This window comes from Flavobacterium sp. (genome assembly GCF_031411595.1).
Lineage (GTDB): Bacteria > Bacteroidota > Bacteroidia > Flavobacteriales > Flavobacteriaceae > Flavobacterium.
This window is the reverse complement of record NZ_JANOBI010000025.1, coordinates 35,469-47,639: the sequence shown is the minus strand read 5'-3', so window position 1 is coordinate 47,639 and position 12,171 is coordinate 35,469. Positions and strand designations below refer to the sequence as shown.

Genomic DNA, 12,171 nt, shown 5'->3' with positions numbered 1-12,171 from the left:
ATTGAGTTTTGTTTTTTGTTTGCTAAACTGTCTTTGGCGAATTGCCATCGTTCAAAGACAGTTTTAAAAAAAAATGTTATGAAAAAATTACAAAAAATTAATATCAAAAATTGGGTATTGGTCAACGGAAAAACCATTCCCATAACACCATTGTTCTACGAAGTTTTCGGGCAAGAACTTGGAACTGCTCCCATTGTTTTAGTCAATCATGCCCTAACGGGAAATTCTTCTGTTTCTGGAGATGAAGGCTGGTGGCGTGATCTTATCGGTGAAAACAAAACTATCGATACGGAGTTTTTCACAGTCTTAGCGTTTAATATTCCAGGAAATGGTTATGACGATGAGTATGATAATCTCATTTTCAATTATAAAGAATTTACCGCAAGAGATATTGCTTCGATATTTTGGAAAGGCCTGCAAGCACTACAAATTGAAGCTCTTTTTGCTTTGATTGGAGGCAGTTTAGGCGGTGGAATTGCATGGGAAATGGCGGCTTTAGAACCGAACAAAATTACACACCTCATTCCTATAGCGACCGATTGGAAAGCCACTGATTGGGTCATTGCCAACGTACTGGTGCAAGATCAAATCTTAAATAATTCTGATGATCCGATTGTGGATGCGCGTTTGCATGCAATGCTTTTGTATCGAACACCACAATCGTTGCAGCGTAAATTTCAAAGAAACAAAACCGATATCAAAACTATTTTTCAAATAGAAAAGTGGTTGATCGGACATGGATTCAAATTGCAAAATCGCTTTCGATTGGCATCCTATAAATTAATGAATCATTTACTAAAAACGGTAGATCTCACTCGAGGGAATCATGATTTTTCAACAATAGCGAAATCTATTCAAGCCAGCATTCACATTATTGCAGTCGATTCGGATTTGTTTTTCATAGCTGCTGAAAATAAAGAAACGTATGACGAATTAAATCGCGTGAAATCAAATGTGTTTTATCATGAAATCCAATCCAATCCATTCACGGTCACGATGCATTCTTAATCGAATTCGATCAACTCTCAAAAATTATCGCTCCAATTTTTAACACTCAAAAACAATTACACCATGTCCAATCTTAGAATCAATATTGTCTTGTTCGGAATCGGAAATGTGGGTAGTGAGCTCATCAGTCAAGTGCTCGAAAGCCAACAGTTCTTTCTGCAAAATAAAAATATAGAATTGCGTTTCCCCATTATCACCAATTCTACTTTAGCTTTTTTTGAAAAAGACGGTATCAAAAACAAATGGGAAGCCAATTTTGTGCAAGCAGCAATCCCGTTTCGCATAGAAGACATCATCGAATACGTAAAGGATCAACAACTCGAAAATCTCATCGCCGTTGATGCTACGGCTAGCGATTCCATCATTCAAAGTTATATTCCGCTGATTCAAAATGGATTTCACATCGTAGCTGCCAATAAAAAGGCCAATACACTGCATCATGCTTTCTACAATGAACTGCGGCGAAATCTAAAAAAATTCGACAAACTATTTTTATACGAAACCAATGTCGGAGCAGGTTTGCCGGTAATCAATACGATTAAATCGCTTCACGAATCTGGAGAAAAAATCACAAAAATACGAGGCGTATTCTCCGGTTCGTTGAGTTATATCTTCAATCGATTTGGCAGCGAAGAAGTACCTTTTTCCGAAATACTATCAGCTGCCGAAAAATTAGGGTTAACAGAACCCGATGCTCGCGAGGATTTATCAGGCAATGATGTGGCTAGAAAACTTTTAATATTAGCAAGAGAAATTGGTTTGCCATTCGAATTTTCAGATGTCAAAATCACATCATTATTGCTGCCTAATCTCAACGAATTGAATACTAAAGCAGAGTTTAGTGTCAACAAAGCATTACTCAACAAACCATATCAAGTGGCTAAAATTACGCAATCAGACAATCATGTTTTGCGGTATATTGGCGAACTCGATTTAACCCAGCAATCGCTCGAAGTCAAATTAATTTCAGAAGCAAAAAACTCAGCTTTAGGCCAATTAAAAGGAGCCGATAACCACATCGAAATCTATACAAAATCGTATGAAAATCAACCCATCGTTATTCAAGGCGCCGGAGCAGGGAAGAAAGTTACGGCTCGAGGTGTACTTTCCGATATTTTAAAAGTGGCTGAACAAATCAAACTGCAGAAAAATTTGTTGGTTGCAGTTAGCAAGATTTAGCAATACTACAACGTTGTCGCATTTATTTTTCCACAAACCCTTGCAAAAACCAATTCCAAGTCCGTACTTTGCACCGTTCATAATCATACTGATTTGTTATCACGAAAGCATGAGGGATTAGACCCGATGAAAGCTTAGCAACCCTTTACCAAAAGAAGGTGCTACATTCTACCAAGCGCAAGCGCGGACAGATAACCCGAGAATTTCTCTCACCTTTTCATGACAACATTTTAATATTTTAGGATATTCTGAATTTATTTCAGAAGCTAATCCCGCTATCCGCTATAATCTTTTGCGCCGAACACCGGCACAAAAGGATAACCGCTACTATCGGGGCTAGGACAATCAATTTAATAACAACACTTGGCGTCTCTGCGCCTTTGCGAGCAAAAAATATGTCAACAATACAACAAGAAATTCAAAAAAGAATCCTAGTCCTCGACGGTGCCATGGGAACCATGCTACAACGCTACAATTTCTCCGAAGAGGATTTCCGCAGCGATCGTTTCAAAGATTTCCCACATTCGCTCAAAGGCAACAACGATCTATTATCGATCACGCAACCACACGCGATTCGTGAAGTCCACGCCAAATACTTCGAAGCAGGAGCCGACATCGTAGAAACCAATACGTTTTCAGGAACCACCATCGGAATGGCAGATTACCATCTCGAAGATATCGTCTACGAACTCAACTTCGAATCGGCCAAAATTGCCCGCGAAGTCGCTGACGAATTCACCGCGAAAAATCCAAACAAACCAAGATTCGTAGCAGGCTCTATCGGACCAACCAACCGAACGGCAAGCATGAGCCCCGATGTCAATGATCCGGGTTTTCGAGCCGTATCGTTCGATGATTTGCGCATTGCCTACAAACAACAAGTTGAAGCACTCATTGATGGTGGCTGCGACGTATTGCTCGTAGAAACCATCTTCGACACACTCAACGCCAAAGCCGCATTGTTCGCCATCGAAGAAGTCAAGGAAGAAAAAAACATCGATATTCCAATCATGGTTTCGGGAACCATAACCGACGCTTCAGGAAGAACACTTTCGGGGCAAACCGTAGAAGCATTCCTGATTTCAGTAGCCCACATTCCACTACTGAGTGTAGGATTCAATTGTGCTTTAGGTGCCGATTTATTGAAACCATACCTACAGCGATTGAGCAGAAATACCTCACTCAATATTTCAGCACATCCAAACGCAGGTTTGCCCAATGCTTTCGGGCAATACGATCAAACACCTGAGGAAATGCAAGCGCTTATCCGCGAGTATATGCAAGACAATTTAGTCAATATTATTGGCGGTTGTTGCGGCACAACTCCGGAGCATATCAAACTAATCGCTGAAGTTGCTGCCGAATTTGAACCAAGAAAAAGCACAGAAAATCAACTCGCATAACTATATAACTTAATCCGCGGAAATCCGTGTAATCCATAAAATCCGCGTTCCAAAACAAAATGCCAGAATCAAAACATAAATACCTCCAACTTTCCGGTCTCGAACCGCTCATCGTCACGCCCGAAACCAATTTCGTGAATGTCGGCGAACGCACCAATGTTACCGGTTCCAGAAAATTCCTAAGATTAATCAAAGAAGAACGTTACGAAGAAGCACTTGATGTTGCGAGAAACCAAGTCGAAGGCGGCGCCCAAATCATCGATGTCAACATGGATGAAGGCATGCTCGACGGTGTTTTTGCGATGACTAAATTTCTAAATTTAATCGCAGCCGAACCCGATATCGCACGCGTTCCCGTAATGATCGATTCTTCCAAATGGGAAATCATCGAAGCCGGACTCAAAGTCATTCAAGGCAAAGGTGTCGTCAATTCGATTTCACTCAAAGAAGGCGAAGCAGCATTCATTCACCACGCCAAACTCATCAAACGATACGGTGCCGCAGTAATCGTCATGGCTTTCGACGAAAACGGTCAAGCCGACAATTACGAACGCCGCATTGAAATCTGCAAACGTTCGTATGATATTTTAGTGGATGTTGTAAAATTTCCTGCCCAAGACATCATTTTCGATCCGAATATTTTCCCCGTTGCCACAGGAATGGACGAACATAAACTCAACGCCCTAGATTTCTTCCGAGCTACAAAATGGATTAGAGAAAACTTACCGTATGCTAATATTTCGGGCGGTGTGAGTAATGTGTCATTTTCATTCAGAGGAAACGACAAAGTACGTGAAGCGATGCACTCTGCATTCTTATACCACGCGATTCAAAACGGCATGACGATGGGAATTGTAAATCCTGAAATGCTCGAAATATATGATGAGATTGATAAAAATCTGCTCGAGCATGTGGAAGATGTTTTACTCAACAGGCGAGAAGATGCGACCGAACGATTGCTCGATTTAGCCGAAAGTTTCAAAGGCGATTTCAAAGCTAACGAAAAAGCGATTCAAGAATGGCGCAGCGGATCCGTGCAAGAACGACTGACACATTCGCTTGTGAAAGGTATAGATGAATTTATAGAAATTGATGTAGAAGAAGCAAGACAATTGGCATCAAAACCTATCGAAGTGATTGAAATCAATTTGATGGCGGGTATGAATGTCGTTGGTGATTTGTTCGGCAGTGGGAAAATGTTTTTACCTCAAGTAGTCAAATCAGCGCGTGTGATGAAAAAAGCGGTTGCTTATTTATTGCCGTTCATCGAAGCTGCAAAAGATGGAAAATCTTCTTCGGCCGGAAAAGTTTTGATGGCCACTGTAAAAGGCGATGTTCACGATATCGGAAAAAACATTGTTGCCGTCGTTTTAGGTTGCAATAATTACGAAATCATCGATCTCGGCGTTATGGTTCCACCCGAAAAAATTATTGAAGCCGCGCTTCGAGAAAATGTCGACATCATTGGTCTCAGCGGATTGATCACGCCATCACTCGATGAAATGGTTTATCTCGCCAAAGAATTAAACAAACGCAACATCAAAATCCCGATTATGATTGGCGGAGCAACAACTTCGCGAGCACATACCGCGGTGAAGATTGCGCCAGAATATGCTGAAACCGTCGTTCATGTCAATGACGCTTCGAGAGCCGTGACCGTTGCGAGTAATCTGTTGCAATCGGAAACCAAAATCGCTTATGCGAAAACGGTTCGCGATGAGTATGACCAATTGCGTGAAGGTTATCTCAACAGAAGCCGTGATAAAAATTACCTGTCGATTTCAGAAGCCAGAAAAAATAAATTACAATTGGATTGGGATAATTTCACGCCTATAAAACCCAATTTCATTGGAACAAAAACCATAGCAGTGGAACTTTCCAAACTAGTAGATTTTATCGATTGGACACCGTTTTTCAGTTCATGGGAATTATTCGGAAAATATCCGGCGATTCTAACCGATGAAGTCGTTGGCGAACAAGCCACGAGTTTATTCGCTGATGCGCAGGAAATGCTTCAACAAATCGTTTCAGAAAAATGGCTCACAGCCAAAGGAATTCTAGGTATTTTCCCCGCAAACCAAATCAATGATGATGATATTGAGGTTTTAAATTCAGATGGAAAAGCCTCCGCACAGTTTCTGACACTTCGTCAACAATCACAAAAAACAGCCGGAGCACCCAACATTGCTTTAGCAGATTTCATAGCGCCCAAAGATTCCAAAAAACAAGATTATATAGGATGCTTTTGCGTGACCACAGGATTTGGAGTAGACGAGAAAGCACTCGAATTCGAAAAGCAGCTCGACGATTACAATTCGATTTTAGTCAAAGCACTCGGCGATCGTTTGGCGGAAGCTTTTGCGGAATACCTTCATTTATTGGTGCGTAAAGAAATCTGGGGTTATGCTTCGGATGAAAATTTATCGAATCAAGATTTAATTGCCGAAGCCTACAAAGGTATTCGTCCGGCACCAGGTTATCCTGCTTGTCCGGATCATTTGGAGAAACCAACGATTTGGAAATTATTAAATGTAGAACAAGAAATCGGAGTAAAACTAACAGAAAGTATGGCAATGTGGCCGGCATCTTCGGTTTCAGGATATTATTTTGCGAACCCGAAAAGCAAGTATTTTGGACTAGGGAAAATCAAAGAAGATCAAGTCATCGATTACGCCAAACGCAGAAGCATCAGTACAGAACAAGCCACGAAATGGCTCAACCCGAATATCGCGGATTAAAAAGTTGTAGTTTGTGAGTTGTAGGTTACGCTTATGTTACCGAGAACTGACAACTGAAAATAAAACTTGCGTGAAGGATAGGAGCAAGTACCGTGTACTGCGGATAGCCTGACGGCGGCCCGTAAATTTAATTTAAAAACTGAGGCTGATGCCGCCGGCACGCCCCCCAAAAAAGAAATAAATAGTTGTAGGTTGTAAGTTGTAGGTTACGGCTGAATAACATACAACGCATAGTTTACAATAAAAAGATATATAATTAATATTGTTGAAAGTTAGTAGTTGTAGATGAAATGACACGCAACTTACAACATACAACTCACAACTTACAACCCACAACATACAACAAAAAATGAAAGTAACCCAACACATAGAAAACGCTAACGGAAAACCGTTGTTTTCATTCGAAATCTTGCCACCATTGAAAGGGCAAAACATCCAATCTATTTTTGACAGTATCGATCCGTTGATGGAATTCAATCCTCCATTTATTGATGTGACGTACCATCGTGAAGAATACGAATTCAAAGAATTACCAAGCGGATTGTTGCAAAAGAAAATCGTTAAAAAACGGCCGGGAACGGTTGGAATTTGCGCCGGTATCCAAAACAAATATACGGTAGATGCGATTCCACATATCTTATGCGGTGGGTTTTCTAAAGAAGATACCGAAAACTTATTAATCGATTTGGATTTTCTGGGCATCGATAATGTCGTAGCACTTCGCGGCGATGCATTGAAAACAGAAACTTATTTCCATGCTGAAAAAGATGGTAATGAATATGCGACCGATTTGGTGCTTCAAATTAGAAATTTGAACAACGGAATTTACCTTGATGAAGATTTGCAAAATACATCAACCACGAATTTTTGCATTGGCGTTGCAGGTTATCCTGAGAAACACATGGAAGCACCAAGTCTTGATAGCGACATTCATTTTTTAAAACAAAAAATTAAAAACGGTGCCGATTATATTATCACGCAAATGTTTTACGACAATCAAAAATACTTTGATTTTGTTGCCAAATGTCGCGCTGCCGGGATTACTGTTCCCATTATTCCGGGATTAAAACCTATTGCGACAAAAAAACAATTGAACTTGATTCCACATCGTTTCAGTATCGAACTGCCTGATGATTTGATTATGGCTGTTGTAAAAGCCAAAGACAACGACGCAGTAAAACAAATCGGAGTCGAATGGTGCATTGAGCAAAGCAAAAGTTTGGTAGCCGCCGGAATTCCCGTTTTGCATTATTACTCGATGGGGAAAGCTGAGAATATTAAAGCGATTGCGAAGGAGATTTTTTAGAGCAATTCTATTTTAAATAGTATTACCGCAGGTTTGCAGGTTTTAGAATTAATGTTCAAAACCTTCAAATCGGCGGTTTTTTTGTGCTGTATACTTTTTGTCTACCTGATTTTGGATGAAAGATTCAGCGTTACTGTTAATTTTGGTCTAGGGAAAAATTGCTATGAAACCCTACATCCCAATAAAAGCTCGCAAAGACGCAGAGACGCAAAGAAAAACTTGGCGGCTTTGCGACTTGGCGAGATAAAATTAACATTATGAAAAAAATAGTACTCATTGCCTTCGTTTTTATTTCACTGCATGCGTTCGCTCAGGATTTTTATGATTTGAATACGATTCAAGAAATCCGAATTACCTTCACTGATCCAAACTGGAACCAAACCTTGTTGTTCGCCGGCGATTATACACCAGCACAATCGGTGTCTATCAACGGAACTGTTTTTGAAAATGTCGGCGTGAAGTATAAAGGCAACAGTTCGTTTTCGACTTCCCATGTCAAGAATCCTTTTCACATCGAATTGGATACCTATCAAAACCAAGATTACCAAGGCATCAAAGACATCAAACTGAGTAATGTTTTTTATGACCCATCATTCATTCGCGAAACATTATCGTATGATATTTTGGGAAAATACATGCATGCGCCACGAGCGAATTATGCCAATGTATATGTGAATGATGTGCTCATTGGGTTGTATGTCAACACAGAATCGATTACAAAAAGTTTTGTCAAAAACCATTTTGGTTCGAATACGCATCCATTTTTTAAAGCGGCGATTGCTGGTGGCGCGAATTTAAATTCCACCAACAAACCCAATCTACTTTATTTAGGCGAGAGTCAATTCGAATATCAGACAAGATTTGAAATGAATTCCGAAACCGGTTGGACAGAATTAATCAATCTTACGAATGTTTTGAACAACAATACAGCCCAAATTGAAACGGTTTTAGATGTCGACAGAACGCTGTGGATGCTGGCTTTTAATAATGTGCTCGTCAATTTAGACAGTTATACAGGTTTGCTAAACCATAATTATTATTTGTATCAGGATGACAGCGGAAGATTCAGTCCGATTGTTTGGGATCTCAATATGTCTTTCGGCACTTTTGATTTTCTGTCAAGCCAATCAGATGCTGTTTTTCAAACGTCACAGAAAATCGCGATGAGTCATATTGTACAACAAAATCGCACCAATTGGCCATTGATTAGAAAATTATTGGCGATTCCGAGATATAAAAAAATGTATTTGGCACACATGAATACGATTCTTACGGAAAATTTCACCAATGATAGTTACATTACAACAGTGAATGCATTGCGAAATACCATCAATACTGCTGTAAATAATGATGTCAACAAATTTTACACCGACGCTAATTATCAAAACAGTTTAACCACTCCGTTACTGGTGGAAGAGCAATTTAATGCCGCAGGTATTGTTGACTTGATGTCAGGAAGAAAAGCATTTCTATCAAATCTGTCTGATTTCACAGCCCAAAAACCAATCATTTCGGATATCGTTCCTTCGAATGCAACGCCATTCATTAATACTACTATTGCATTCACAGCCAATGTCATTAATACCAATACGAACGCTGTTTTCTTTGGATACAGAACCAATTTGAGTCTGGCATTTACAAAAATTTCGATGTTTGATGACGGTGCACACAATGATGGTTCTGCCGGAGACAATGTTTATGGAACCGATGCTTTGTTGATTAACAATGCCTATATGCAATATTATATTTATGCTGAAAACAATACGATTGGTGCGTTTTCACCGGCACGTGCGGAGCATGAATTTCATTCGATAGCGGCGATTAATAATATCAATGCCGGTGAAATTTCAATCAATGAAGTGATGGCCCAAAACACTGAAACGGTTACCGATCCCGCAGGGCAATTTGAAGATTGGATTGAGTTGTATAACAATACTACAAGTCCATTATTATTAGATGGTTTGTTTTTGTCGGATACCACTACCAACTTGCAAAAATGGCAATTGCCCAACGGCATCACGATGGAACCAGGAAGTTATTTAATCGTATGGGCCGATGAAGATTTAACGGAAGAAGGACTTCACGCCGGTTTCAAACTATCGACGAGTGGCGAAAATGTATTGCTTTCCAAAGCCGACGGAACGATTGTGGATTCGGTCACCTATGGAATTCAAACTCCGAATATCAGTTACGCAAGAAATCCAAACGGCACAGGAAATTTTGTAACCCAAGCACCAACATTCAACAGCAACAACCAGACTTTATCGGTTGATGAAATGCCAGAATTCAACTATCAAATTGCGGTTTATCCGAATCCAACTTCGAGCAATATCAACATCATTTCAGCAATCACTTTAGGAACCATTGAAATTTATAATGCCATCGGTCAAAAAGTGTTTACGCAAAACGAATCTTCGAATCAAGTCAATATCAATGTAGCGCATTTGCCTTCGGGAACTTATTTATTAAAATGCCACAGCGATGGAAGAGTGGGCACTTCAAAATTTGTCAAACTATAGGATGGTTTAACCGTTTAACCGTAAGATCGATTAAACGATTCCACGATTAAACAATAAAAAGAATATATTTACGGCTTTATTTTTTAGCCAGCCAATGAAACAACGCTTGTCTTTATTATTGCTATTCTTCTGTTCATACGCTATCGCGCAGCAATCCGACGACACTAATGCAATTGAAGTAAACCTATTACGCGGCAATGTTTTGGCACATTCCCCCGAATTATACCATCTAATTACGGGTCATCCTGAAGGTGTTATGATCAGCTTTTCGAGAAAAACACACGGAAAAGAGGCTTGGCAATCGCTATACAACTACCCGGATTATGGCGGTTATTTTATATACGAAGATTTTAAAAACGATATCCTAGGAAAGAACTACGCCATCGGAGGGCATTATAATTTCTATTTTTTAAACCGCCACCTGATGCTCAAAATTGCGCAAGGTATCGCCATGACGACGCATCCTTACGACAAAGATACCAACAGTAAAAACCGTGCGTTTGGGTCGAAATATATGGGCAATACCAACTTTATGCTCAACTTCAAAAAAGATAATATTATAGAAGGTTTCGGCATTGAAGCCGGTTTTTTCTTCACCCATTTCTCCAACGGAAGATTCAAATCGCCCAACAGCGGCATCAATACTTATGGTATTAATCTCGGTGTCAATTATGATTTCGATAAAAAAGTAAAGAATATTCTTTTGGATACTATAGCTGCAAGAACCAAATTTACACAACCCATCAAATTTAATCTGACGTTGCGCTCTGGTTTCAATGAAAGTCAAGTCATCGGAAGCGGGCAAAAAGCGTTCTATCATTTCGGTTTCTATGTCGATAAACGAATCAATAAAAAAAGTGCTTTGCAGTTGGGAACCGATTTATTTGCAACGACTTCTATTAAGGAATATATCAGATACCGTTCGATTGCTTATCCAGATGATCATCTCGACCCCGATACCGATTATAAAAGGGTCGGTGTTTTCATTGGCCACGAATTGTTTATCAACAGAATTTCGATTGAAACCCAAGTGGGTTATTATGTATATCGTCCATTTAAACTTGATATTCCGATATACGATCGTTTGGGCTTGAAATATTATTGGTACAAAAACGTATACTCCAATCTCGCCGTAAAAACCCATGGTTTCCTAGCCGAAGCCATCGAATTAGGAATCGGTATTCGCATATAAATCATAAAAATGAAAAACTTTTTATTCTATTTTTCGATACTCCTACTGTTCACACATTGTGAAAAACCATACGATTGCGTAAAATCCAGCGGCCCAATAAAATCAAAAGTCTACGACGGATTGACATTCACCAAACTGCTAGTCAACAAAAGGATTCAAGTAGTCATCACCCAAGGCGACACTTACAAAGTCGAAGTGCAAACCGGCGAAAACCTAATCAACGACATCGAAGTCACGCTATCAGGCGACCTACTCACCTTATCCGACAACACGAGTTGCAATTGGGTGCGCGATTACGGCGAAACAGTAGTTTATATTACCGCACCAAACATCACCGACATTTATTCCAAAACCGAACAAGTCATATCTTCCAACGGCACGCTGACCTATCCCAATCTGCATCTAGTACTCATGGACGAGTATGATGGCTTTTCAGGAACCGGTACCGGTGATTTCAACTTTCAAGTGGATAATGACAGAATATATGCAGAAAATAACGAAGTTGGGCGTTTTTATATTACGGGAACAACCCATGATTTAAAAGTGAATTTTTATGAAAACGGGGGTGTTTTTCACGGAGAAAATCTATACGCTAACGACATCATTTTTTACCATCGAGGCAGTAATGATCTGTATTTACGCCCAGTCAATTCAGTAGACGGAGATATCTTTAATGTGGGCGATGTCAATTGCTATTCGCGTCCGCCGGCAGAAAATGTGCATGTGCGAGAGCATTACCGTGGCAGTCTGATTTATCGTTAGGAGCTGTTTACTTCGTCTGTTCGCTTTTAGGAGCTCGGGTCCCGCTATCATTCCAATCTTGTCA

8 protein-coding genes and 1 riboswitch are annotated in these 12,171 nt (G+C 39.9%); all 8 genes read left to right on the top strand.

Annotated features, from left to right (window positions below):
* Positions 1 to 78 precede the first annotated feature (78 nt).
* The 8 genes from RMO03_RS05340 (at position 79) to RMO03_RS05305 (ending at position 12,107) form a co-directional block, all read left to right on the top strand.
* The gene (locus tag RMO03_RS05340; RefSeq protein ID WP_309641058.1) at positions 79 to 1,008 is read left to right on the top strand and encodes an alpha/beta fold hydrolase; all 930 of its coding nucleotides are present in this window, start codon (positions 79 to 81) and stop codon (positions 1,006 to 1,008) included.
* A gap of 63 nt (positions 1,009 to 1,071) precedes the next feature.
* Entirely contained in the window at positions 1,072 to 2,187 is a 1,116-nt protein-coding gene (locus RMO03_RS05335; RefSeq protein ID WP_309641057.1) for an aspartate kinase, read from the top strand.
* A 93-nt stretch (positions 2,188 to 2,280) separates the two neighbouring features.
* Positions 2,281 to 2,385: riboswitch (SAM riboswitch) on the top strand.
* A gap of 197 nt (positions 2,386 to 2,582) precedes the next feature.
* A complete protein-coding gene (locus RMO03_RS05330; protein ID WP_309641056.1) occupies positions 2,583 to 3,590 on the top strand; it encodes a homocysteine S-methyltransferase family protein in 1,008 nt (335 codons plus the stop codon).
* A gap of 59 nt (positions 3,591 to 3,649) precedes the next feature.
* Complete coding sequence (metH, locus tag RMO03_RS05325) at positions 3,650 to 6,328, top strand: methionine synthase (protein ID WP_309641055.1); 2,679 nt, start codon at positions 3,650 to 3,652, stop codon at positions 6,326 to 6,328.
* A gap of 349 nt (positions 6,329 to 6,677) precedes the next feature.
* Positions 6,678 to 7,634, top strand: coding sequence for a methylenetetrahydrofolate reductase [NAD(P)H] (metF, locus tag RMO03_RS05320; RefSeq protein ID WP_309641054.1), 957 nt, complete (start codon positions 6,678 to 6,680; stop codon positions 7,632 to 7,634).
* 257 nt (positions 7,635 to 7,891) lie between these two features.
* The gene (locus RMO03_RS05315; RefSeq protein WP_309641053.1) at positions 7,892 to 10,153 is read left to right on the top strand and encodes a CotH kinase family protein; all 2,262 of its coding nucleotides are present in this window, start codon (positions 7,892 to 7,894) and stop codon (positions 10,151 to 10,153) included.
* A gap of 94 nt (positions 10,154 to 10,247) precedes the next feature.
* The gene (locus RMO03_RS05310) at positions 10,248 to 11,345 is read left to right on the top strand and encodes an acyloxyacyl hydrolase (protein WP_309641052.1); all 1,098 of its coding nucleotides are present in this window, start codon (positions 10,248 to 10,250) and stop codon (positions 11,343 to 11,345) included.
* A 9-nt stretch (positions 11,346 to 11,354) separates the two neighbouring features.
* The gene (locus RMO03_RS05305; RefSeq protein WP_309641051.1) at positions 11,355 to 12,107 is read left to right on the top strand and encodes a head GIN domain-containing protein; all 753 of its coding nucleotides are present in this window, start codon (positions 11,355 to 11,357) and stop codon (positions 12,105 to 12,107) included.
* Positions 12,108 to 12,171 lie beyond the last annotated feature (64 nt).